We start from the raw sequence: 25786 nt of genomic DNA, 5'->3' as shown, positions 1-25786 counted from the left end.
ACTCAATTATATTTTAATCTTCTTTTCTTTTTTGAAGAAATAGAGCAGACATTGCTAATGTAAGACCAGCTAGGAAGAGGTGTTCAGTTGTGCCTTCACCTGTTTCAGGAAGTTTAGGCTGTTCTGTTTCTTTTTGTGCCGCTTGCATAGCAGGTGTTGGTGTAAGAGCTGGTTTCTGATCAAGTTCTTCTGCAACTGGACTTGTCTGATTGTCTTCTGCACCTAATGTTTCTTTATACTCAGGAACATCATTCTTAGCTGCTTCAACCCAATTAACGCCACCTTTGAACTCTGGAACATCATTCTTAGCTGCTTCAACCCAATTAGCTCCACCCTTGAACTCTGGAACATCATTCTTAGCTGCTTCAACCCAATTAACGCCACCCTTGAACTCTGGAATGTCATAAACAGCCGCTTCTGCAGCATTAACTCCACCTGTAAATTCAGGAATTTCAACCACTGGTGGTTGCTGTTCTCCCTTACTTGAAAGAACTTCAGGTTCTGGAGTTGGTTCTGGATCTGGAGTTGGTTTCGGATCTGGAGTTGGTTTCGGATCTGGAGTTGGTTTCGGATCTGGAGTTGGCTCTGGATCTGGGGTTGGTTTTGGATCTGGAGTTGGCTCTGGATCTGGGGTTGGTTTCGGATCTGGAGTTGGTTTCGGATCTGGAGTTGGTTCTGGATCTGGAGTCGGCTCTGGATCTGGAGTTGGTTTCGGATCTGGAGTTGGTTTCGGATCTGGAGTTGGCTCTGGATCTGGAGTTGGTTTCGGATCTGGAGTTGGTTTCGGATCTGGAGTTGGCTCTGGATCTGGAGTTGGTTTCGGATCTGGAGTTGGCTCTTCAGTTTCTTTAATTTCTTTCAAGCCTTCTACCAATTTATTAAGTCCGTTTGGAGTTAATAAGTTATGTTCTGCAAGACCATTCTTGTAAGCTTCAACAGCCGCCAAGTATTCTTTCGCATCTTGACGATCGATCTTACGAACACGTTCTACTTCAGCATTGTATGCAGCTTCATCTAATGGTTTATCCTCTTCAACTGGAAGGACGAAGCGTAATTCCGCTGCTGAAATATGTCCAGGATCACCGTATGTTTCGTTACCAGTAAAGATTGCTTTCTTCACTTTGATTGGAGCATCGAAGTTAATCACTTTTGTTTTCGCATTATTTTCCCATCCAGTAAAGCTAAAGTTATGTTCTTGTCCTTTTTCATCAATCACTGTAAGGCTACCGCTCATCACACGTCCGTTTGGACCTGAAGGGCGAGGAACATATTCAAAGCGAGTTGATTCCATCGGATTATTGAACTCTACTGTTAATGGTTTTCCTAAGCTATTCACTCCATAAGGTGTATGCCATAAAGTATTTGTATTTCCATCAAATGCATACCATACATTATCTGCTTCTTCATAAGGAGCATCAAGATCATGAATATCATCCCAATCTGGAGCGCTACGTTTCACCGCAAGTTTTTCTTTAGCCTCGTTAACGCGTTCTACAAGAGCTTTAGCGTCATCCACACTAATATCATCGTCTGCTTCTAATAAAGCTGCTACAGCGTCTTTATATGCATTTAATGAATCTTGTTTGTAGTTGCCATTTACGATTGGAGTATTCTTTTCGTATGCTTCATCGATGATCATCTTACCAGTTAACTTAATTTCTTCAATTTCAAGGTTATCTAACATAAAGTCTTTATAACCTTTGAAGTTGATTTCGTTGTTATCTGTATCTCCTTTAGTATCGGCACCACGCGCATTTGAGTAAATACCAATCCAAGTGTTTCCACCTTTTTCACCAGTAACATAGAAGCTTACTTTCTTAGGAGTTGATGATTTTTCCCAAGTGTTTTCTAAGTCGTATTTCGTTAATTTGCTACGACGAGAATTTTCGCCATTACCGATAACGAATGAGTATGCTCCATTTGAACCTGCTTCATACTCGAAGGTTACTTTATAAGTCTTACCTTCTTCGAAGCGGAAGTTTTGTGGAATTGTTTGGTAAACGAGTTTGTCATAACCTGATAAACCGTTCGTCTTCAATGACCAATTGCCTTCGATAACATCGTTGACTTTCTTACCATTCCATCCACGTTGAGTATATGGTTCGTGTTTCTCAGATAAGTGAGTACGGTTATCTTGTACGCCTTCAACATCGCCGACTACGAATGGGAAGATACCTTGAGGCACTTCTTCAAAGTCTTGTTTGAATTTACCATTTCCTGTATCGTGTTTTTCGTTGTACATTACAGATTGATTTTCAAATACACGAATTTCATCGAAGTAAGTTGCTGCTGCATCCGCATCACGTCCAAGTTCTAATGTCACGTTAGAAACATCTTCGCCGGTTGTGAAGTATACATACATGTTTTGGAAGTAACTTGTATTGTCCACTGTCGCGTTCTTCGAAAGTGTGTTATGCGCATGTGCTTGTACATAGTTCTTCGCGATTGATTTGTTAGTGTAGTTAGAAATCACTTTGTCGCCTACACGGATTGTGATATCTGCACGTGCATCACTTCGGTTATCTACACCTACATAAACAGCATATCTTGTATTTGGTTTCAAGTCTGTTAAGCGTTGTTTCAATGTCACACGTTCAGTGTTTCCTTGAATACGTAACATTTCGTTAGCCCCTTGAGATTTCACGATTTCAGCGTGTTCGCTGTCACCCGTTTTTTCCCAATGATCTAATGTTCCGCTGTTGAATCCTTGGTCATAGATGTGTAGACCTTCACTCCATACCATTGTCTTTTTGCCTTGAGGAGCTTTGTAAAGTACATATGGTTGGTTCGCATCTCCAGTAATTTGAATCTTACGGTCTGCGCCGACTGTTAATTCTACAACATCTTTCTTACCTTGGTCTGTTAAACGGTAAAGGTATACTTTATCTCCAGTCCAATCTTCTGGAAGAGTCCATTCAGTTGTTCCACCTTCAGTTGTGTAGAAGTACATCTTTTCTTTGTCGCCTGTTAAAGCTTTACCATTTTCATCCCAGTTCCATGGTACTAAGTAGCTTCTACCATTTTCGATGACACGACCGTTTAATGTTGTGACACGTTTACGGTAATCTGGGCTATTAGGGTCGTTTGATTGACGAACAATTTTCACTTCGTCCCCATTGTCATTTGTTAAATGTACTTCCATCTCTGGAGTCCACTTGTAGTTTTGACCGTTGTCGCTCATCGCAACTGGGTCACCGTTCACCCATTTAGAAACTTTGTAGTGTTGGAAGTACTTCGTCATGATGTTGTTTTCGAAGAGGTTACGAATATATCCTTCGTAGTCGCTTCGGCCTTGCCATCCTTCGAAGTCTTTCATGTTATATCCACCAAGTAATGGATAGTTAGCGGCACCACCGTAACTTGGATAGTCACCCACCCATGAGTCTTTTTGGTGGTTACGAATGAATCGAGTGATGTTTGAGTTAATACCCTTCAGTGAATATCCACCGTAAGTTAAGTCAGCTGCCCAGTGTTGGAATGTTGAGTCATATTCCGCACCGAAGCCCCACTCGATAGCCATACGCCAGCCTTGAGAGTTTAATTCTTTAGCAAGTACGTGAGTTGGCCAAGCAGTGTTATCTCCTGATTGTCCGTTACCCCAAACGTCCACATAGATGAAGTCTAAGTCAGCACCTAGTTTTTCTCTTAACTCTTTCCAACGATCCAAACGTCCATGAGCTAAGTCATATTCTGCATCGATGTTGATACCTTGGTCTAACCAGTTCCAACCGTACATATATGTCCCGTCAGAGTTTCTACGTAAAATCGCTTCGCTGAAGTATTTAGATTCAGGATATGTTTCAGAAGCATTAACGTGAATACCGATTTTAGCTCCATATTCTTTTGATTTTGCTAATAATTTCTTGAAGTCTTCAACGCCACCGATTCTCTTACCGATATCCGCATAGTTTAAGTGACCTGAGTCGTGACCTTCACTACCATATCCTTTAAGTAGGATTGATTGTCCTAAACCATCTGTGTGTAAGTTAATCTTCTTAATACCATCTAATGTCATTAAGAATGGGTTTTGCGCTTGAGATGCGAAGTTCATCGCAATACGATACGCTACTAAATCTGGAACAGATTCTGCCCCTTTAGGATTGTTCATGATATTACGATATGCAATCGCACCATCTTGCCAGTCCACCACATTATCTTTGTTTAAGTCTTTTGTGATGACTACTTTAGAACTTGGTAATTCTAATGTGTATTCTGGGAATACTAAGTTCTTATAAGCACGTTGGTACCAGTAAGGTGAGCTTTGGATACCTAAGTAGTTTACGCCTTCAACACGTTCTAACGCTGTTGTTAAACGTGCAAAGTCATTTCCTCTATAAGTAAATTGAGAGTTACTCCAAACAGATGCTGCTAATTCATTAGAAGAAACAAATCCATACATGAAGCCGTAAGCATATTCATTCATCTTGCCTTCTTTCAAGTCTAAATGATAGTCTCCACGGTTATGTGTGTTTGTAGACATTTGAGCTCCGTCGAATTTTGCACCTTGTTTGTTAGAACCAACAGAAACAAGTGTGTTTCCTGGGAATTCAATGGTTTGGATTAATTTGCGAACATTGTCGACTGGTTTACCCATTTCGACATTGTTTTTGTTCACTACTTTTGTCACATCGAAGTGCATTTCGTTGCCGACTAATTGTAATTTTACAGTGATTTCAGCGTTGATGAATTCATCATCGTTTCTTACTTTCATTACATATTCTGCAGTAGTGTCATCAATCTTACGGTATTGAACTTCTGGAGTGACTAATACACCGTTGATTGACATTTTATCTAATTTTTGAACTTGACCTGTTAACGTTTTTCCATCTAATTCATATTCTTTAACACGTGGAAACGCTGTGTCGATAATCGCTTTTAATTGTTCTGATTGTAAAGTTTCATAGTGAACATCTTGGTCATTGCGACGTAACCCATCATCCACAGCTGGAGTTTCTTCTTCTGGTTTAATGTTTTCTTGGTTATCCGCTTTGATCGATACAGAAGATAATTCTGTACCGTAAGTACCAGCTTTGAGGTAAACTTTATTCACATCAGCTAAAGCGTTCTTGACAGCTTCTGGAACAACTTCTGTGCTAAATAAATTTTGTCCATTATTTGTAGCATTTAATTGACCGTCTTTTTTGTAAACGATAGATAGGTGGTTTTCTTCACCTACATTTGGTGCTTCTACACGAGTCTTACTATACCAAGTGTTTACATTTGGTCCTTTGTATTGCCAGAACCAACCGCCCTTGTCATACCCAACAAAGATGTTGTTATCATTATCTTTATATTTTAGATATACCCCAAAGCGTGTTTCAGCTGGAGGAGTGTTTGCCTTGAACGTTAAGTCGACGCTTACATTTCCTTCCGCATCCGCCTGTAATCCAGCTTTTTCAAATAAAGCTTCGTTCGCTCCATTGTCGTTAGCCGTTGTTGAAGTTAATTTGTTGTAGCGTACTCCGCCTTCTTCAACGACTTCAACATTCCCTTTCACACGGCTTACTGAGTCCCACTCTTTTTTCACTTCGGCAGTAGCGTCACTAGTTTCTCCCGTTGCTGCTTCAGCCGGTTTGTTTTCCGCTGGTTTGTTTTCTGCAGGCTTATTGTCAGCTGGTTTTTCTTCTTGAGGTTTATCCTCTTTTGGTTTTTCTTCTTTATCTTCAACTTGTTTATCAAGTGCATCTAGACCCGCTGGTTTAGTTGTTTCAATACCTTTGATATAGTTTTGAATCCATTCTAACTGTGCAGGTGAGAAGAGGATACCACCACTACGTTTACCAGATACACCGTTTTGGTGAATACCAATTAATTTTCCATTTTCATCAAAGATTCCGCCACCACTGGCACCAGGTTCACTTCCTTGGTAGCTAATTCCACGAACGCCTTCGCCATGATTGTTAATAGCTTCGACAGTTGTATTCAGAATTGGATCGAGCTTTCCTTTTGGATAACCAAAGACGTGTACCTTATCTCCTACCTTAATGGTAGATGGTTTATCTAAAACTTCAACTGGAGCATTTGCAAGAGGTTTGCGAAGTTTGACAATGGCTAAGTCATTTTTATAACCTTTTAGAAAACCTTCACGATCCCAGTGTTTTACATCATTTTTACTAAACTTAACGTCTGGTGCACCTTCATAAGAAACTGTATACACATCCTTATCACTTTCGATGTTGTCTGCTACCTTACGATTGTTGCCATCCGGAACATCCTTGATAAAGTTATGAGATACTGATAAGACAAGATTTTCTCCGATAACAACCCCACTACCAATACCAGCTTCGCTCTTAATTTCAACAGTCGCACCGTAGTTCAATTCACCGTTTTTTGTTTTAGCGACATCTTCTGGAACTAAACTTTTATTTTCTTTTTCTAAATCTTCTTTTGAAGCAGAATGTCCACTATCTTCAGCCTTATCGAGTTTTTCACGCAAATCTTTTGGAAGTTCATTTTCAGTTGCTGAACTTACTGCAACTTCTTTTTCTTTCTCTAGTAATTCTTCCTCAGTTTTTGGTCCTTCGGTAACTTCAGGAGAACCTTGGTCTTCTCCAGGTTTTGGTGCTTCAAAATCATGTCCATTATCATCTTTTGCATTTGCCAGAGCTGCTGCTAAATCAGCTGGCATATTTGCAGTAGAACCAGTTTGCGCTGTATCTGCTAAAACAGTACTTGTTCCAAAGAATGTTGCACCAATGACAACAGAAGCAACACCTAATGAAAATTTCCGAATACTATATTTACAACGTTTTTCAAATAATCTTTTATCCATTATTTTTTATTCCTTTCTGCTTAAAAAGTAAGCGTTTGCATTTTGTCTTAAAAAAATAACCCCCTTCATTATTTTCGCTTATTTTTTAAACATATAAATATTTCTTATACCATTTTAATATATCAAAAACCGGTTTAAAAATCAATACTATATTAGTTAAAATTAGTAAAAGTAAAATCTAAATTCCGAACCAGACTGAAAGTCTTTTTACTACAAGAACACCTATAATCATAGGCATAAAAAAAGAAATCACCTTCGAAAAATTAGAGTAGATTATCCCCATTTTCGAAAGGTAATTTCTTGAATTTTTATTCTATTTTCAAACAATTATTGTTGTAAGACTTTTCGAGGTTTTGTCCCTTCAGCAGGACCAATAACTCCAGCCATCTCTAATTCTTCCATCAATCGAGTGGCTCGGTTAAATCCAACCGATAGACGGCGCTGAATCATGGATGCACTTGCTTTTTGAGTTTCAATAACCAAAGCCTTGGCTTCTTCGAAAAGTGGATCTCCACCATCTTCTCCAGAACCAAACTCACCTTCTGTCTCAGATACTTCTCCTGGGTCAAAGCTTTCATCATAATCTGCATCAGCTTGAGCCTTAATGAAGTTTACGATGCGTTCCACATCATCATCTGAGATAAAGGAACCTTGGAGACGAACAGGATGGTTTTCATCAATTGGTTTAAAGAGCATATCCCCTCGACCAAGCAATTTCTCAGCACCATTTTCATCCAAAATCGTACGTGAATCTGTTCCTGAAGAAACCGCGAATGCTACACGTGATGGCACATTTGCCTTAATCAAACCAGAAATAACATCCACTGAAGGACGCTGGGTTGCAAGAATCATATGAATACCAGCCGCACGCGCCTTCTGTCCAAGTCGGATAATGGCATCTTCTACTTCCTTGCTAGCAACCATCATGAGGTCAGCCAACTCATCCACAATCACGACGATTAAAGGTAGAGGTACTTGTTTGTACTCTGATTGAGCGTTGAATTCCTCAACTTTAGCATTGAAACCGGCAATATTTCGAACACCAACCTTAGCAAATAGTTCGTAGCGGTTTTCCATTTCATCTACGACTTTTTGAAGAGCTTTACTTGCTTTGCGAGGATTTGTTACAACTGGAATCAAGAGATGAGGGATATCGTTGTATACGGATAGCTCAACCATCTTAGGGTCCACCATCATAAATTTGACTTGGTCCGGGCGAGCCTTCATCAGAATACTTGCTATAATACCATTAACTGCAACGGATTTACCAGAACCTGTAGAACCGGCCACTAGCAAGTGAGGCATTTTTGCCAAATCAAAACTACGAGCTGTTCCGTTAACGGCCTTCCCAAGAGGAATTTCTAAAAGATTTTCAGGTTTTGTTTGAGATTGTTCCCAAAGCTCACGGAAGGATACAGTTGCAATTTCCGAGTTAGGAACTTCGATACCTACCAAGGATTTCCCAGGAATAGGTGCTTCGATACGGACATCTTTAGCAGCCAAAGCCAAAGCCAAATCATCTGCTAGATTTGAAATACGGTTAACACGGACACCAACTGCAGGTTTAACCTCATACTTGGTCACCGACGGACCGATTTCTGCTCTTTCTACAGTCACTTTAATACCAAAACTTGCGAAGGTCTCTTCCAAAATTTTAATATTTTCTCGAACGATTTTCTTTTCTTTAGACTGGTCTTTTGGTTTGTCTGGCGCAAAGAGTTGCAAGCTTGGGAGCTTATACTCCAAAGCCTTTTTAGCAGAAAAATCTACTTCAACCTCCTCGTCATCATCATCTTCAGAAAAAACTTCTTCCTCTGGATAGTCTCCTTCTTCAGGGTAATCAAAATCAGCTTGCGGGAGAATAATCTCAGGTTCTATCCATTCCTCCTCTGGAAGTGGAGGAAATTCTTGCAGTGGTTGGTCTGATAAGATTTCTCCAGTTTCCATATCTACAGGCTGCATGTCAAGCAAAGCCTGCTCTTCTCTTTCTTTTTCAAGTCTTGCTTGCTCTTCTGCTTCTCTTCGTGCCTTTTCCTCTTCACGCTTGATAAAACGCTCTTGTTTTTTCTGTTCACGGCGCTCCATCCAGATAGCAAATCGAGCTGAAAGAAAATCAGCAATATCATAGATAGACCATGGACTCATTAAAAGAGCTCCGATTAGGATTAAGATTGCCCCGATGAAATAGGTACCGATGTTTGAGAACAAAAAGGCTACCGGAATGTAGAGACCTACCCCTAACAAGCCTCCCCCTGCAAAACCGCTTACTTGAAAACTGGTTAAATCTTTAAAGATTTGTCCAATCGTTCCTTGAAAAACAGCATTTGCCATGCTAAGCTTCCAGACAAGATAAGCTTGAAAGATGAGGAGCAAGCCTGCAAAAATAAAGAAGAAACCTGCTAACAAGCCTTCTTGTTTATGAATCCATTTAAAGAAGAATAGATAAATCAAGAGAGAGAAAATAGCTAAGTATGCCAAACTCCCTACGAGTAAGCGAATCAGGTTATAAACAGTGATTCCGACAGCTCCCCATTTGAGGGCTGCAAAAATTAAACAGATAGCCAAAGCTAAGGAAATCAGCATTCGTTGAATCGCTTGTTTTCTTTCCAATTCTGCTTTAGACGGTCTTCGTCTTGTTTTAGTTGTATTCTTGTTTGCCATGCTTCTATTATATCATATTTCACCGCCATTTCTAAAAAGATCAATATCCTCCTTGAGTAGTTATGTATTAAGAGATTCAAAAAAAATTTTCTTATCCATAGTTTCCCTCTCTAAGCAATTTCAGAACATCTTTTTGATAGCCTTTATGATCCAGCTGACTGTTCATCAGAAAAAGAAGATATGCAAAATTTTAAAATTTTGATATAATAAAACTATCAAAAAGTAAAGGAATGATTGGTATGAACGCAATCACAGCTCACAGCTCACAGCTCACAGCTCACAGCTCACAGCTCACAGCTCACAGCTCACAGCTCACAGCTCACAGCTCACGCTGATTATGTAATCGGACGTGTTTTTTGTCAAGCACTAAAACAGGCTTTTTCACGTTTTTGTGGAGAAGTCTTTTCTGCTGTTCCTCAACTATATGGGTTGATTGTTGGAGGTGTAAAATGACGCCTCTAGCTATTGATAGAAGTTGGCAATCTGGAAATGAAAGAGCTGACAATTTATTTTTCTGGAGAAGTTTCGGTTTTGACGAAAAGGATATTTTAATCGAAAATACTGATGGTATCGTTAACGGAGCTCTGTTTGAATTTAAAAATAGCATTGCTGATCTTAATGCTGTGCTTACTCAAGCTATCCACTATCTGTCTAAATTAAGGATTAAAGGTGGTATTCCTATACCAAGCAAAATCGTTTTAGTTGATATAAATAAAAATCGTGCAAGTGTTTATGATGCAACTAAATATCGTTTAGAAATTTTACAAAATTATACGAATAGTGCATCAAAAAATGTAAATCAGAAGACTTTAAAAGATGCTACTAACCCTGAAAAAGTAATTGAATTTGACGTTCTTCAACCAAAAAGCCCTAAAAATCATGAATTGCTTGAATTATTCCAAATAGACGAGTATCAAAAATTTGAAATTGATTTTCCAAACATTTTAGGGTGGGCGAACTACATATACCGTCACGATAAAACAACAACTAAATCTCAAATGTTTGAGATGCTCAAACAACCATCTAATTCAATAGTCGAAAACTATATCTTACCTTGGTGTGGAGACGAAAGCGATTTTGACACCGTAATGGACGCATTAAATGACCCTGCAAATAGAAAAGATTTAGGAGCGTTTTATACACCACTACCCTATGTTAAAGAAGCAACTAAACTTGTTCATCAAGCTATTAGCAGTCTTCCTAAAGGTATGGACTATGTTATTTTGGATAGATGTGCTGGTACAGGAGCATTAGAGCATTATTTAACTGAAGAAGAGTTAAGCCATGTCATCTTGAATACTTATGAAATAAAAGAATGGCTTGTTTTGTATAACAAATATATTGGGAAGGTACGGGCTATCATACCACCACTTTCATTGGTACAAGCAAACAAAGGGAACTTAGTAACAGGTGGAGATGCTTTATCAGAAGAGTTTTTATCAATTCCAATGGAAACAGATGGAAAACATAATACATTACAAGAAGTCATAGATGACAAAAATGTTGCGATTATTGGTTTCGAAAATCCCCCTTATTCTAGCGAGTTAGCCCGTGCTCAAGAAGGAAATGTTAAATCTAAAGATAAATACAGCTATATAAGAAAATTGATGTCCGATGAATTTACTGGGGATAGTAGTCATGCAAAAGATTTACTCAATCAATTTGTTTGGTCGTTTGAGAAGTATTTTATGAGAAATGAACATGATTATTACATCCTATTTGCACCAGTAAAGTATTGGAAGTCTGTAGGATTGATGAAAAAAATTTTCGTTGATGGTTTTTTAGCAAATAGAGGGAATTTTAAAGCACAAGAAAGTTCTGTTTTAGTCGCACAATGGAAGAATGAAGTTGATACCATAACAGAAAGTTTAACTGTTCCAGCTAAAGAGATTTGGAAAGATGACAAAAAGTGGGGAACTGGGAAAGGGGCTGCAGTCATTGATGTACCTGAGGATGCTATTCTTAAAGATGTGAAGCATGTCACTATAAGAAAAGTATACAAAACGCTAGGAGAATTTTATTCTAAAAAGGTAAAAACAGATGTATTGTCTAAAATTGCTACTGGCTACGATGGTAGAGAAGTGCCACTGAAAAGCTATGGGAAACCTGTTTATAATGATAATATTTTAGCGGTTATAGAAGCCAGTGGTTTTGGTATTACTCCGCAGGACATACGAATGACTAGAATTGCTATATATCATGGACGAGGTAGTCAAGTTAGAACAACTAATTATGCAGAGCAGACAGTTTTGTTTGTTGCCAAGCAGTATCCTCAAAAAAACTGGTATGAAAGAGATATTTACTATACAACTGCCGACAAAGGAGATTTGTATAAAAAGGATATAGATTTTCTTAGAAAATCTACGTTATGGACTTGCATATCTCAAAAGAATCATTGTTTAAGCTTCCATGGTTCTGATGGGAAATTTTACAATAACGAGATGTGCTTAGATGAGAACTCTATAGTCCGTAAAGAATTGGTCGAACAAGAAAAGTATGGGAAGCTTGATAGAGCGGACTTAATGTTGTTAGGTGTCTTCGATGAATTACTTGAACTAGTCAAAGATACTCAAGAATACAATCCGGAATACAATTATGGCACTTATCAAATTGAATTAGAGATAAACACATCATACAAAGATAGTAATGATAAAAAGATATTCAACAATGAAAAAGTTAACACCAAACTAAAAGAGCTTAAAACAAGGCTAGCAGATTACTACGAAAATGAGCTTGAAAGTAAATTATTTGAATATGAACTATTGAAATAATGAGAAGACGATTTCCAAACGGAAATCGTCTTTTTCGATATTATTGAAGTACTACATCTTGTTGTTGTAAACAGATATATAGTTCCCTAAATATATTTGACTTATTTCACTGCTTGTGGTTTACGAAGGTAACCGTAAACGACACCACTGACAATTGCTCCTACCAAGACAAAGACAAGGTAAAGAAGAGCATTTGAAGTAAGGGCGATAACGAAGATTCCTCCGTGAGGAGCCATGAGTTTGATATTTGCAAGACCAACGAGTCCACCTGCTACCGCTGAACCAAGGATGAAGCTTGGGATAGCACGAGCTGGGTCTGCTGCACCAAATGGAATCGCACCTTCAGTGATGAATGACAAGCCCATAACGATGTTCGTCAAACCAGAGTTACGTTCTTCTTTGGTAAATTTATTCTTGAAGAGAAGTGTTGCCACAAAGATTGCAAGTGGTGGAACCATTCCTCCAGCCATAACTGCTGCCATGGCTACTGAACCACCTGTTGCCACTGTTGCTGCAAGAGTACCAGTACCAAAGACGTAGGCTGCTTTATTGACAGGCCCACCCATATCGACAGCCATCATTCCTCCAAGAACGACTCCAAGAAGGACAGCTGATCCACCTTCAAGACCACCAAGGAAGTTGTTCATACCAGTATTAATTGCGGCCATTGGGATATTAACAGCTAACATGACAAAGCCTGTCAAGATTGTTCCAAAAAGTGGCAAGAGAAGGATTGATTTAGCACCTTCAAGTGAGCGAGGAACCTTCACGTATTTCTTAACCAAGAGCACCAAGGCACCTGCGATAAATCCACCTACGAGGGCTCCAAGGAAACCTGATGATACCCCTGCAAGGGCTGAAGTTGCTTCACCACCCTGAGCGTAAGGGATTTTACCAAAGGCATAACCTTCTTTAGCGATAGCACCAGCTACGAAACCGGCTACCAAACCTGGTTTTTCAGCAATTGAGTAAGCAACATATCCTGCAAATACTGGCAACATCAAACCAAAGGCTGACCCACCGATTTTCATGAACATAGAAGCTAGCTCATGGTAAGAACCAAGATTTCCAAGACTCTCATTTGGAACCCCCAAAGCACCATCAATCAAGAAGGCGAGGGCAATCATGATACCACCACCAATAACGAATGGCAACATTTGTGATACACCACTCATCAAGTGTTTGTAGAAGGCACCACCTAGACTTTGTTTTTCATTAGATGCTGTTGAAGCTTGCGCTCCATTCGCAGCACGATATACTTCAGCATTACCAGAAAGAGCCAAGTTGATCAACTCTTCTGTCTTACGAATACCATCTGCAACCGGACGGTTTACCAATGGTTTACCATCGAAACGATCCATCTCAACTGCTTTATCTGCAGCAATGATAACAGCTTTGGCATTGCGGATATCTTCTGCTGTTAATTTGTTGCCAACACCACTTGCTCCGTTGGTCTCAACCTTGATACCAACACCCATTTCCACAGCCACTTTTTGAAGAGCTTCTTGGGCCATGTATGTGTGGGCAATTCCTGTTGTACAAGCTGTAACTGCTACGATAAAGTCACCAGATTCATCTGCAGGAGCTTGAACTGGCTCTTGAGCTTTTTCTGAAGCTTGGTCAAAGAGTTCAATGACTTGATCAGCTGATGTTACTTGACGAAGTTTATCAGCAAATCCGTCTTTCATCAAATATTGTGACAATTCTGCCAAGGCAGCCAAGTGAGTATCATTGGCACCTTCTGGAGCAGCAATCATAAAGAAGAGGTCAGTTGCTTGCCCGTCTAAACTTTCGTAGTCAACACCCTTGTTTGACTTAGCAAAGAGAACAGTTGCTTCTTTAACTGCAGCATTTTTGCTGTGTGGCATAGCGATACCGTCGCCCAAGCCTGTAGAAGTCAAAGCTTCACGCGCTAAAATTCCTTCTTTAAAGGTTTCAAAATCTGTCACGTATCCATGCTCCACCAAGCTATGAATCATTTCTTCGATAGCTGCTGTTTTTTCAGTTGCTTGCAAATCAAGTAACATGACATCTTTTCTCAATAAATCTTGAATTTTCATCTTTTTTCTACCTCAACTTTTTCATAAGTTTCTTTAATAAATGCTGCAGTTGCTAAATCATCTGAGAAGGTAGTTGCTGTTCCACAAGCCACTCCCCACTTGAAGGCTTCTACTGCATCTTTTGATTTGACAAACTCACCCGTAAATCCAGCAACCATAGAGTCACCAGCCCCCACTGAGTTTTTCACTGTTCCCTTGATTGGTTTAGCAAAGTATGCTCCATCTGATGTTACCAGAAGGGCTCCATCACCAGCCATAGAGATAATAACGTTTTGAGCACCTTTAGCCAGCAATTCTCGAGCGTATTTCTCTATTTCATCAAGGCTTTCAAGCTTGACTCCAAAGATAGCTCCCAGTTCATGATTATTTGGTTTCACCAAAAGTGGTTGATAATCCAAACTATCAATCAAGGTTTGACCTTCAAAGTCACAGACTACTTGAGCGCCTGTCTGACGCGTCAAGGCAATCAAATCCTTATAGATGACATTGCCTAAGTTTTTAGCACTTGATCCAGCAAATACTACTGTATCTTCTACTGTGAGATTTGAAAGAATGGCTTTTAACTCTTCAAGTTGTTCGGGCTCAACATTAGGTCCTGTCCCATTGATTTCTGTTTCTTGGTCGGCTTTAATCTTAACATTGATACGCGTATCTTCTGCCACTTGGACAAATTGCGTTTCTATTTGTTCTTCAGCTAAAGTATCTGTGATAAATTTTCCAGTAAAGCCTCCGATGAAACCTGTCGCTGTATTTGGAATATCCAAACGCTTCAAGACACGGCTAACATTGATACCTTTACCACCAGCAAACTTATCATCACTATCCATACGATTGACACTACCAACTTCCACTTTGTCCAAACGGACAATGTAGTCTATAGATGGATTGAGTGTGACTGTATAAATCATACTTCTATTACCTCCGTTTTCTCTTTGATAGCTGACAAGAGCTCTTGACCCTTACTTGTAATAACAATAGCACGTTTTATAGGAGCTACCTTAGCAAAACAAGACTGACCAATCTTGGATGAATCTGCTAGAACATATGTCTGTTTAGCATTTTCCAAAATAGCTCGTTTAACAGCTCCCTCCTCCATGTCTGGAGTTGTAAAGTAACCTTCATCTACACCATTCATTCCAATAAAGGCACGATCAAAGTGCAGTTGGTTAATCTGATTGAGAGCTACTCCTCCGATACTGGCATCAGTTGTCATCTTGACTCCACCACCGATAATGACTGTTGGGATTTGCTTATCCACTAATTGAACCGCATGGTGAATGGAATTGGTTACCACTGTAATGTCTTTTCGCTCCAATTCTTTAATGAGAAAGGCTGTCGTACTTCCTGCATCTACAAAGATAACATCTTTTTCTTTGATGAGGGAAGATGCTTTTTGAGCAATCAACTTTTTCTCTTGAAGGTTTTTGACAGATTTTTCTTGAATGGTTTCTTCTTCTTGCAAGGAGTGAGGCAACTCTGCTCCTCCATGCACTCGACGAAGTTTATTTTCGGACTCCAATTCATCTAAATCACGTCTAACTGTTGATTCTGAAGTATCTAACAAACCTACTAATTTCTCAAGTGAGACGATTTTATGCTGTTTCAATTCTTCTAAAATCACCTGTTTTCGTTCACTTTTTAGCACTAGTTTACCTCCTGTTAACGATTACATTATTCATTCTATCATAAAAAATAACAAAGTCAAGCATTTTTTGTCAATTTCTTTCACTTTCTATCATTTTCTTTTTCTAAAAATTTATTTGCAAGAATGAATCCTTTATGATAGACTATTTTAGTAAGTGTGGAAGATTACTCAAGAGGCTTAAGAGGCCGTGTTGGAAACGCGGTAGGCGTGTTAAAGCGTGCGTGGGTTCGAATCCCATGTCTTCCGTTTATTTTCTAAAAAAGATACCCAAGAAATCTTGGGTATCTTTTTTCTTATATGTTTGTTTTATAACTCGGGTGAATTTCTTAGAAAATATCAAATAACAATTTCACATTGAGAATTGTTAAGATAATGGAAACAATATAACCAAGGATGGTATTCCATTTAGCATTGGTAAATTCGCCCATCAGTGATTTCTTAGAAGTTAGATAAATCAAAGGGAAGATTGAAAACGGAAGAGCGATTGAAAGAAAGACCTGCGAATAGACCAATAACTGATCCAAGGTTTTTTCCTGATGACCAAACACAACCGCTACAATCATGACAGGCAACAAGGCAAAGAGACGAGTTGCCAAACGAATGAACCACTGAGGCAATCGCATACGCAAGAAACCTTCCATAACGATTTGTCCAGTCAAGGTACCCGTAATTGTCGAATTTTGACCACTGGCTAATAAAGCCAAGGCAAACAAGGTTGATAAGGTTGAGCTAGCTATAGCTCCTGCAATGGTGGAATCCTGCAGGGCGTTATACATTTGAGAGAAGGCAGAAATCTCGGATGCATGGCCGAAAAAGAGGGCCGCCCCGAGGATTAATAGAAGGGAGTTAACGATAAAGGCCAAGGACAGTTGAAGATTTGAATCCCAGGTCATAAAGCGCACGGCTTTTCGAACATCATCCTTGTCCTTGTGATTGATTTTCCGAGTTTGAGATAAGGAAGAATGCAAATAGAGGTTATGGGGCATAACCGTCGCACCTACAATCCCCAAGGCTAATGTTAATTGACTTTCATGTCCTGGCAAAGGACTCTCAAATAAGGTTGCATTTGGCAGATAACCTTCAACGATTCCTTGGAAACTTGGATTTGATAAAGCTACCAGATAAGTAAAGATTGCTAAAATCGTTAAAATCAGTGTTGTCACAATAGCTTCTATCTTCTTAAAGCCAAATTTCATCAAAAGCAATAAGAGAAAGACATCTAGAACCGTCAAAAGGATGGCTATCATAATCGGAATCTTAAAGAGAAGATTGAGAGCAATGGCTGAACCTAGAACTTCTGCCAGGTCTGTCGCCATCAAGGCCAACTCCAAAATCACCCATAAACCATAACGCAACCACTTTGGTGAGTGACGAGCTGTTGCTTGAGCCAAGTCCATTTGAGTTACAATTCCAAGCTTTCCTGCCATCTGCTGAAGCTGCATAGCAATGAGTGATGAAATCAAGATGACAAATAAGAGACTGTACTTATAGGATGCACCTCCAACCACACTGGTTATCCAGTTTCCTGGATCCATATACCCTACAGCCACAAGGGCACCTGGACCCAAGAAGGCCTTTAAATTTTGCCAGAAATGATTGTTATTTGGAGTATCGATAGATTGATTAATCTCAGAGAGTGACACTTTTTTATGAGAAGACATAGCTACTCACCTCTTTCTAAACCTACTTTTTCATTATTTTCTATTAGAGAAAAATAAGATTGACTTTAAACTATTAAAACAATGAAAACTATATGAAAAACATTTAGTTTTTTCATTATTTTTCTTAAGGCACCTTAATATTTTTCTTAAGGCACCTTAATATTTTTCTTAAGGCACCTTAATTATAACAGAAAATATGATAAAAACTTAAGAAAATTCAGGACTTGATTTAATATTTAGGATACAACTGAAAATTGTATCCTTTTTGTATAAAAGAATACCAAGGAATACTAAAGAATAAAACAAAAAACGTTGTAAAAACAACGTTTTAGAAAGATTTACAAAACAATGTAAATTATTAATGGAGCCGGTGGGAGTCGAACCCACGTCCAAACACCTGCTAACATATTTGTCTACAACCATAGGATATGTATTGTTTTAACAGCTCCTCGACACATAACTCAAGCCTAGGAACTGCGAGCCTATAAATCTCTTACCAAACTGCTAGACAAAGTTTGATCGTATCTCGCTAATAATAAGACCTATCATCAGACACGAGCAATCCGAATCGGGTCACGCCTGCTGGTTTTTAGGCAGCTAGAGCGTAAGAAGTGTTATTTTTTGCAGTTATATTTAACTGAGCGTTTACGTCGCCACACGAGTCGCAAAATATGCCTCATAATGCCTGTCGAATCCGTAACGACCCCAAAAGACAATAGAACTATTATACCCTATCTATGGTAAAAAAGCAAAAATGCAAGTAGATGTTCAGAAAAGTCTAGTTTTCAAGGTTTCTGATAGAGCCTGATAGCCAGAAACGCTAAGGTGAAGCCCATCTGTTGTATAGTCTGATTTGAGTTGCCCTTCCTGATCGAGTAGCTCTTCAAAGACAGATACATATTCTACCTGCATGTAGGCAGAAGCTAGATCTTGATAGGCTTGGTTCCAGACCTTGATTTTCTCATTTGTACGAATATAAACTGTCTGTTTGTATTCTTCCCCTTGATGAACTGGCAGAATAGAAACTAGCTTAATCTGTGACAGCGGATAGTCACGAGAAATACTTTGAATTACACTTTCAAGATTTGTTAATGCTTGACTCATTGGAACATCTTTCCCAATATCATTGGTCCCAATCAAAAGCACAATTTGATCCACTGCATCACCATAAAGATGGGCATCAAGGTTATCTAGTAAAAGTCCGGTCTGATAACCACGAATACCTCGATTCACAATGGTCTTTGTTGTTCCTAGCAATTCCTGCAAGGGATAATACTCAACAATAGAATCTCCGATAAAGATGATATCTGGTTCAATTACCGAAATCTGATTGAGTTTACGATACTTGGTTTGAATTTTTTCCTGCTCTTTTAAGAGCCAGTTTTCTAATAGCTGTACTGCCAAGTTATTCTCCTCTTTCTAGCCAGTTCTCTAAAACTTTGTAAACACCTGCCTGACTGTTGGCTGGAGCTACTTTTGTCGCAACTCTCTTAACAGACTCTTCTGCATTTTCCATAGCGTATGAAATTCCGGCCAACTCTAACATTTCAATGTCATTTTCACTATCACCGAAGGCCATGATTTGTTCAGGTTTTAAGTTCCAACGTTTGAGCAATTCTACTAGCCCCCACGCTTTATGAATCCCATCTTGTAAGATATCAATACAGCCATAACCGCTGGAAACAGCTCGAACACGACCATCAAACAAATCATTAACTTCTTGTAAAACCGAATCCAATCGCTCTTCACCAACTACCATGCTCATCTTGAGAACGCCACCGAAGAGACTGGAGTCAAATTCATCAACAAAGTTCATTCGTTGATAGAGCTTCTCAATCATCTCTGGAGTCATAAATTTATCAAGTTCTGTAAAAACAGTACCTTTCTTTACAAAACCACCATTCATCGCAGTTACGACAAACTGATCCTGACATTCCCTACCTCTAAAATGAGCTAAAGCCCTATCAACCATGGCATCATCCCAAGTTTGTGCTTGAATCAATTCATTGTTCTCGAATATCCGAGCACCGTTAGCAACTACGAGAACCACTCTCTCTGCTAAATGTCCCAGTAATTGTCTCATACGATGAACTTCATTTCCCGTTGAAATGACAAAACGAATGCCACGTTGATCCAGCTTATCCAAAATTTTTTCTAGGCGAGGAAGTTCTAGTTGTCCTTTTGTATCCAACAAGGTTCCATCCATATCCGTCGCAATTACTCTAATGTCCATCTTTTTCTTCTCGCTCTCCATTGCTACCATTTCAAACCTACATGCTCATTCATTTCTTTGTAGGCTGTATCAATCCGTTCCTTGGTTTCATCATCTAACTGGCTACGATATTTCCCACCCTCAATGAAATCATCTAAGATATAGGTCTGGTATAGATAGAGTGGATAACCTTCTGGAGAATAAGTTCCTTTTGGTGTCCTATTAACCCAGCTAGGATGGGCTTTAGCAGTCTCAATCGTAGTCTTTCCTGCTTTTTTCTTAATAGTCACGTCCATGAGAACGCCACGTTCTGTCCATTTGGCATTTTCCTCATCCTGCATGGTTTCAATACGCTGATTTGATAGGAAATTTCCCATAGAATAGATGATGAGTTTCTTATCCCCGTCTTTTTCAACTGTCTCAGCTGGTTCAACAACGTGAGGGTGTCCACCGAAGATAATATCAGCCCCCCAATCGATCATTTTATGGTAGAGTTCCTTTTGCTCTTCTGTTGGTTCTAATTGATACTCAATTCCCATCTGAGGCATAACAACCGTTATATCTGCTTCTTTTTCAGCTCGTTCAATTTCTGCCTTCATTTTCTCTTCGTTAAGGTCAGAAAGATGATTGTCGTAGTCTTCTTTAGAAATGTATTCTTCAATACCGTTAAAGCCATAAGAATAAGCTAGAAGAGCAACTTTTATGCCCTTGACTTCCTTGATGACGATAGGCGCCTTATCTCTTGGTTCGTGGGTGTAAACTCCGATTGGAGTCATTCCAGCTTTTTCGATAGCATCAGCAGTTGAAAAAACTCCCTCAATCTGAGAATCTAAGATATGATTGTGAGCCAAGTCTAACACTTGGTAACCAGCATCCTTTATAGCATCCATGACTTCTCCTGGTGCATTAAACAAAGGATAACCTGCAAGATAGTGGTCTTTATTTACGGTTCCTTCAAAATCACCAATAACTAGGTCTGCTTGTTTGAGCCAAGGTTTTACATACTCAAAGTTTTCATGAAAATCATAAGTCCCATCTTCCTTTAGGGCAGTTCGATAGATCGGAATATGATAGAGGAGGTCACCATTTGCCATGATGCGAACACTCGTTTCTTCTTCCGTTACGGAATTCTTACCTTTAGATTCTGAATTCTGACTCACTGCAGGTGCATTCCTATTCCACAATGGAACTCCCTTTATTCCTTGAGCTAATAAAGTCAAAGCCATCGAAATCGCAACAACAATCAACAACACAAAAACAAAGGTTTTATTACTCCACTGTCGATAGTTTTTGAAAAATTGGATAGACTCTCTGACAACTGGTAATCCTGATTGCTTTTTTCTTCTACTACGTTTTTCCATATCTTTTCTCCTTGCTTTTTGATGCAATTCTCCTTACCTTATTATACCACAGACAAATAGCTATTTCCCTTTATTAGCAACTTCTATGACTTTCTTTCTCAACTATTTTGTGTTATCATTGAATTGTAATGGAAGGAAGGAGAGAAGATGTCTGCTATAGAACGTATTACAAAAGCTTCACATTTAATTGACATGAAAGATATTATCCGCGAGGGAAATCCAACTCTACGTGCAGTTGCCGAGGAAGTCAATTTCCCATTGAGCGATCAAGATATCATCCTTGGTGAGAAAATGATGCAATTTTTGAAACATTCACAAGACCCAGTTATGGCTGAAAAGTTAGGTCTACGTGGAGGAGTCGGACTTGCTGCACCACAATTAGATATCTCAAAACGCATCATTGCTGTTTTAGTTCCTAATATCACCGAGGAAGGTGAAACACCTCAAGAAGCCTATGACTTACAAGCTGTTATGTACAATCCTAAGATTGTCTCACACTCAGTCCAAGACGCTGCTCTAGGAGAGGGAGAAGGTTGCCTATCAGTCGATCGTGCTGTCCCAGGTTATGTTATCCGCCATGCTCGAGTAACTGTCGACTACTTTGACAAAGATGGCGAAAAGCATCGCATCAAGCTAAAAGGCTACAACTCCATCGTTGTACAACATGAAATCGACCACTTAAATGGTGTTATGTTTTATGATCGTATCAATGAAAAGGATCCTTTCGCAGTCAAAGAAGGTTTACTCATTCTGGAATAAAGAAAATCCCGTTGAAAGACGGGGTTTTATGTTATAATAGAGCCATGAAAACAAATGATATTGTCTATGGCGTTCACGCCGTTACCGAAGCACTGTTAGCAAATACTGGAAATAAACTTTATCTCCAGGATGATTTACGAGGTAAGAATGTAGAAAAAGTCAAGGAACTGGCGACTGAAAAGAAAGTATCTATCTCTTGGACTTCAAAAAAATCTCTTTCCGAAATGACTGAAGGAGCTGTCCACCAAGGTTTTGTCCTACGTGTTTCTGAATTTGCCTACACTGAACTTGAGCAGATTCTTGCTCAGACTCGTCAAGAAGAAAACCCACTACTATTAATCCTCGATGGACTAACTGACCCTCATAACCTAGGTTCTATCCTAAGAACAGCCGATGCAACCAATGTTTCAGGCATCATTATTCCCAAGCATCGAGCTGTTGGTGTTACTCCTGTCGTTGCAAAAACAGCAACAGGTGCTATCGAGCACGTCCCCATTGCTCGCGTTACCAATCTCAGCCAAACCTTGGACAAGCTAAAAGAAGAAGGATTTTGGACCTTTGGAACTGATATGAATGGAACTCCTTGCCATAAATGGAACACCAGCGGAAAGGTCGCCCTTATTATCGGAAATGAAGGAAAAGGTATCTCAAGTAACATCAAAAAGCAGGTGGACGAGATGATCACTATTCCAATGAATGGACATGTACAGAGTCTCAATGCAAGCGTTGCTGCTGCTATTCTTATGTACGAAGTCTTCCGCAATCGATTATAAAAAAGTGAGGTTGGGACAAAAGATCCCGACCTCACTTTTTATTAGCAATCAAACTTTGACGCGGTAGCTGATTGAACTTTTTGTTCGTCTTTTAGACTCCAAAAAGCTCCTAATCATCCTCGCGGGGCTGGGACTACGAAATCGAGACTTTGTCTATCGATTTCTGTCCCACCGCCTTTTTAACTGTGTTCAGTAATATATTTATAGGCTTCTTGACCTGCAATAGCACCATCTCCAACTGCTGTTGTAACTTGGCGAAGGTCTTTCTGACGAACATCTCCAACTGCAAAGACACCTGCAACACTTGTCTTCATGTGGTCATCTGTCACAATCCAACCTGACTCATCTTGGATTTGTAAATCTTTTGTAAAATCGCTAACTGGATCTAAACCAACATAGATGAAGACACCTCCAAAGGCATGTTCAGTCACTTGATTTGTTTTAACATTTTCAATGACAACTGACTCCACACGGTTTTCACCCTTGATTTCTTTGACAACAGAATCCCAAATGAAGTTGATTTTATCATTGGCAAAGGCGCGGTCTTGCAAGACTTTTTGAGCACGAAGCTCATCTCGACGGTGAACGATGGTTACAGTTTTGGCAAACTGTGTTAAGAAGATTGCTTCCTCAACCGCTGAGTCACCACCACCTACAACCAACAAATCTTGGTCACGGAAAAAGGCTCCATCACAAACCGCACAGTAGGAAACTCCACGACTATTCAGTTCTTCTTCTCCTGGAACTCCTAAGAGGCGATGTTTTGAACCAGTCGCTACGATAACTGTGCGAGTTCCAAATTCTTCATTGTCTGTTATTACTTTCTTAACATCACCATGGTTCTCAATATTTTTTACAAAGCCATAGAGATGTTCAACACCTAGATTTTCAAGAGGTTCAAACATCTTTTCTGCTAGCTCAGGTCCACTAATGTTAGCATAACCTGGATAGTTTTCAATGTCAGAAGTGTTGTTCATCTGACCGCCAGGAAGGCCACCTTCAATCAAAGCTACTTTGAGATTGCTGCGAGCTGCATACAAGGCTGCAGTCATCCCAGCAGGACCTGCACCGATAATAATCGTATCGTACATTCTATTTCCTTCTTTCTTGTTGTAACTATTATTATTCTAACGGATGAAATCCTATTTGACAACTATTACGCCTTGAGAACCAACAAGATGCTCATGGTTGCAAAAGACAATACTGGAATTGTTAGAACTCCAATCATAATCATATCATAGAGGTGAGCCTGACGCTCCTTGGCAGTTTTATCCACACCTGATAGAGCTCTTAAACCAATCCAAATCCCTAAGACAACCAAGACTAGTAAAATCGTCAAAACCAAACTCTCTAAATACAAAGCAAATAGCTGAACTAGCATGCTCTCTCTCATTTCTATTATTTTTAAAGAGCAAACCCAGTTAGCTTAGCCAACTGAGTTTTTCTTATCTTCTATTATATCAAATATAGGTCCGTTTGTAACTAGCAAAGAACTCTTTTGTTCGTTCTTCTTTAGGATGGTTGATAATCTCATCCGGTGTTCCAGATTCAATAATCTTTCCTTTATCCAAGAATAAAACCTTATCAGCCACTTGAGCAACAAATGACATATCATGACTAACCAAAACCATGGTTTGACCTGATTTTGCAGCATTGGCAATCGATCTTTCTACCTCACCAACCAATTCTGGGTCCAGTGCTGAAGTTGGTTCATCCAAGAGTAAGACGTCTGGTTTCATGGCTAGGGCACGCGCTATAGCTACCCGTTGTTTTTGCCCCCCTGACAAGTGACGCGGATAATGCTGTTCACGATCAGAAAGCCCAACCTTAGCTAGCTCTTCCTTAGCAATTTCAGTCGCTTCTTCATCCGATAGTTTTTTTACTACCACCAAGCCTTCTTTAACATTGTCTAACGCTGTTCTACGCTCAAATAAATTAAACTGTTGGAAAACCATCGATAGTTTACGACGAAGAGTTAGAATTTCTTCTTGCGTAATTTGAGAAAAATCAACTTTGAAATCATCAATCTGAATAGAACCACTATCAGGAGTTTCTAGATAGTTTAGGCTACGAAGAAAAGTTGATTTCCCAGCTCCTGAAGAACCAATTAAGGCAACAACTTCTCCTTTTTGAATATCTAAGTTCAGATGGTCTAAAACGGTTTGACCTGAAAAGGATTTGCTTAAATTTGAAATTTTAATCATTAGCGAAGCTCTCCTTTCACATCTGTCTCAACATTATCTGGTGCTGTAATAGCCATTTTTCTTTCAATGAAACGGCCAAGATTTTCAATAACGATATTTACCACCCAGTAGACAAGGGCAACTGAGATAAAACGTTCAAAGTAACGATAGTCTGCACCACCCAAAATCTGAGCTTGGGCAAAGACTTCTACAACACCTGCACTGAAGGCTAGGGAAGTCCCCTTGGTCAAGCCAATCAAGGAGTTAATCAAGGTTGGTGTTGCAACTACGGCTGCATTTGGAATAATCACACGACGGTAAACTTGTGCGCGTGTCATTCCAAGACTACGGGCAGCTTCAATCTCACCAGGATTTACAGAAAGAATTGCTGCACGGATGGTTTCACTAGCATAGGCCGCCTCGTTAAAAGCAAATGCTACAATCGCAAATGTTGCTGCTGGAATAGCATTAATGTTCAGAGAAGTTCCCCATTGTTGATTCAAGGCTTTCAGAGCTAATGGAATCCCGTAATAGGTCAACATAAGTTGAACTAAAATTGGGGTTCCTTTTAGGAAACTAACAAAAAAGGCTTGTAATGGGTATATAAATCTAACTCGGTTGATTTTAACGATAGCAAAGATTAGGGCTAGCATGATACCAAAAAAGGCACCGAATACCGTTAACATCAATGTTGTAGGTAATTGCTGTACTATTCTTGGAATCCCATCAAAGACAGAACGCCAACTAAAAAGTTTGCCATCTGGAATATATTGCATCAAATTTTGATACCAATCAGATGCTAAAATCGTTGTAACATTCATAGAAACATCCTCTCAAGATAATGATTCATTCTATCATACTTATGCTCTAATTAAAAATATTTGCTACGAGCATATCAGATTTCATCTACCTTCTAGTTTATCATACT

At 39.3% G+C, this 25786-nt stretch carries 16 protein-coding genes, 1 tRNA gene and 1 other RNA gene; 4 read left to right on the top strand and 14 right to left on the bottom strand.

The features are described from left to right. Nucleotides 1–13 precede the first annotated feature (13 nt). Together K1I61_RS01140 and K1I61_RS01135 are read right to left on the bottom strand one after the other, a co-directional pair. Nucleotides 14–6772, bottom strand: a complete 6759-nt coding sequence (locus tag K1I61_RS01140) for a SpGH101 family endo-alpha-N-acetylgalactosaminidase (RefSeq protein ID WP_223332783.1) — start codon at nucleotides 6770–6772, stop codon at nucleotides 14–16. A gap of 327 nt (nucleotides 6773–7099) precedes the next feature. Further along, the gene (locus K1I61_RS01135) at nucleotides 7100–9382 is read right to left on the bottom strand and encodes a DNA translocase FtsK (protein WP_223333179.1); all 2283 of its coding nucleotides are present in this window, start codon (nucleotides 9380–9382) and stop codon (nucleotides 7100–7102) included. A 500-nt stretch (nucleotides 9383–9882) separates the two neighbouring features. Between K1I61_RS01135 and K1I61_RS01130 the strand changes: the two genes are divergently transcribed. Then, nucleotides 9883–12204, top strand: a complete 2322-nt coding sequence (locus K1I61_RS01130; protein WP_223332782.1) for a hypothetical protein — start codon at nucleotides 9883–9885, stop codon at nucleotides 12202–12204. A 101-nt stretch (nucleotides 12205–12305) separates the two neighbouring features. Here the strand turns inward: K1I61_RS01130 and K1I61_RS01125 are convergent, their stop codons facing one another. The 3 genes from K1I61_RS01125 to K1I61_RS01115 are packed head-to-tail and all read right to left on the bottom strand — an operon-like array spanning nucleotide 12306 to nucleotide 15909. Continuing rightward, a complete protein-coding gene (locus tag K1I61_RS01125; protein ID WP_223332780.1) occupies nucleotides 12306–14264 on the bottom strand; it encodes a fructose-specific PTS transporter subunit EIIC in 1959 nt (652 codons plus the stop codon). Continuing rightward, nucleotides 14261–15172: a 1-phosphofructokinase gene (pfkB, locus tag K1I61_RS01120; protein WP_223332775.1), complete on the bottom strand. Its 912-nt coding sequence runs from the start codon at nucleotides 15170–15172 to the stop codon at nucleotides 14261–14263. The genes K1I61_RS01125 and pfkB overlap by 4 nt, the downstream gene beginning before the upstream one ends. Further along, nucleotides 15169–15909 carry a DeoR/GlpR family DNA-binding transcription regulator gene (locus K1I61_RS01115; RefSeq protein ID WP_223332773.1) on the bottom strand — a complete coding sequence of 247 codons (741 nt, stop codon included), beginning with the start codon at nucleotides 15907–15909 and terminating at the stop codon, nucleotides 15169–15171. The genes pfkB and K1I61_RS01115 overlap by 4 nt, the downstream gene beginning before the upstream one ends. A 158-nt stretch (nucleotides 15910–16067) precedes the next feature. Between K1I61_RS01115 and K1I61_RS01110 the strand changes: the two genes are divergently transcribed. Next, nucleotides 16068–16155, top strand: a tRNA-Ser gene (locus K1I61_RS01110). Nucleotides 16156–16235: 80 nt separating this feature from the next. Here K1I61_RS01110 and K1I61_RS01105 read toward each other — a convergent pair. The 5 genes from K1I61_RS01105 to K1I61_RS01085 all read right to left on the bottom strand — a co-directional run bounded on the left by K1I61_RS01105 (nucleotide 16236) and on the right by K1I61_RS01085 (nucleotide 21143). Beyond that, nucleotides 16236–17570, bottom strand: coding sequence for an Nramp family divalent metal transporter (locus tag K1I61_RS01105; RefSeq protein WP_223332772.1), 1335 nt, complete (start codon nucleotides 17568–17570; stop codon nucleotides 16236–16238). A gap of 359 nt (nucleotides 17571–17929) precedes the next feature. Continuing rightward, nucleotides 17930–18277, bottom strand: a transfer-messenger RNA (tmRNA) gene (gene ssrA, locus K1I61_RS01100). 61 nt (nucleotides 18278–18338) lie between these two features. Beyond that, nucleotides 18339–18974, bottom strand: coding sequence for an SGNH/GDSL hydrolase family protein (locus tag K1I61_RS01095; RefSeq protein WP_223332771.1), 636 nt, complete (start codon nucleotides 18972–18974; stop codon nucleotides 18339–18341). A gap of 1 nt (nucleotide 18975) precedes the next feature. Further along, nucleotides 18976–19803 carry an HAD family hydrolase gene (locus K1I61_RS01090; RefSeq protein WP_223332770.1) on the bottom strand — a complete coding sequence of 276 codons (828 nt, stop codon included), beginning with the start codon at nucleotides 19801–19803 and terminating at the stop codon, nucleotides 18976–18978. 23 nt (nucleotides 19804–19826) lie between these two features. Next, nucleotides 19827–21143: a CapA family protein gene (locus tag K1I61_RS01085; protein WP_223332769.1), complete on the bottom strand. Its 1317-nt coding sequence runs from the start codon at nucleotides 21141–21143 to the stop codon at nucleotides 19827–19829. Between the two features lie 147 nt (nucleotides 21144–21290). On the opposite strand from K1I61_RS01085, the gene def reads away from it, so the two are divergent. Together def and rlmB are read left to right on the top strand one after the other, a co-directional pair. Further along, entirely contained in the window at nucleotides 21291–21902 is a 612-nt protein-coding gene (gene def / locus K1I61_RS01080) for a peptide deformylase (RefSeq protein ID WP_223332768.1), read from the top strand. Nucleotides 21903–21946: 44 nt separating this feature from the next. Next, nucleotides 21947–22675 (top strand): 23S rRNA (guanosine(2251)-2'-O)-methyltransferase RlmB, encoded by a 729-nt coding sequence (rlmB, locus tag K1I61_RS01075; RefSeq protein ID WP_223332767.1) that lies wholly within the window; start codon nucleotides 21947–21949, stop codon nucleotides 22673–22675. A gap of 179 nt (nucleotides 22676–22854) precedes the next feature. On the opposite strand, the gene trxB is transcribed toward rlmB, so the two are convergent. From trxB to K1I61_RS01055, 4 genes are all read right to left on the bottom strand, one after another. Further along, complete coding sequence (trxB, locus tag K1I61_RS01070) at nucleotides 22855–23766, bottom strand: thioredoxin-disulfide reductase (protein ID WP_036757725.1); 912 nt, start codon at nucleotides 23764–23766, stop codon at nucleotides 22855–22857. A 65-nt stretch (nucleotides 23767–23831) separates the two neighbouring features. Continuing rightward, nucleotides 23832–24056, bottom strand: coding sequence for a DUF4059 family protein (locus K1I61_RS01065; RefSeq protein WP_006152536.1), 225 nt, complete (start codon nucleotides 24054–24056; stop codon nucleotides 23832–23834). A gap of 79 nt (nucleotides 24057–24135) precedes the next feature. Beyond that, entirely contained in the window at nucleotides 24136–24879 is a 744-nt protein-coding gene (locus K1I61_RS01060) for an amino acid ABC transporter ATP-binding protein (RefSeq protein ID WP_004253930.1), read from the bottom strand. Next, on the bottom strand, nucleotides 24879–25679 hold the full coding sequence (locus K1I61_RS01055; protein ID WP_223332766.1) for an amino acid ABC transporter permease: 801 nt from the start codon (nucleotides 25677–25679) through the stop codon (nucleotides 24879–24881). The genes K1I61_RS01060 and K1I61_RS01055 overlap by 1 nt, the downstream gene beginning before the upstream one ends. Nucleotides 25680–25786: the final 107 nt, after the last annotated feature.

This window comes from Streptococcus infantis, assembly GCF_019929665.1.
GTDB classification, from domain to species: Bacteria; Bacillota; Bacilli; order Lactobacillales; family Streptococcaceae; genus Streptococcus; species Streptococcus infantis_H.
This window is presented reverse-complemented; position numbering and strand designations above follow the sequence as displayed.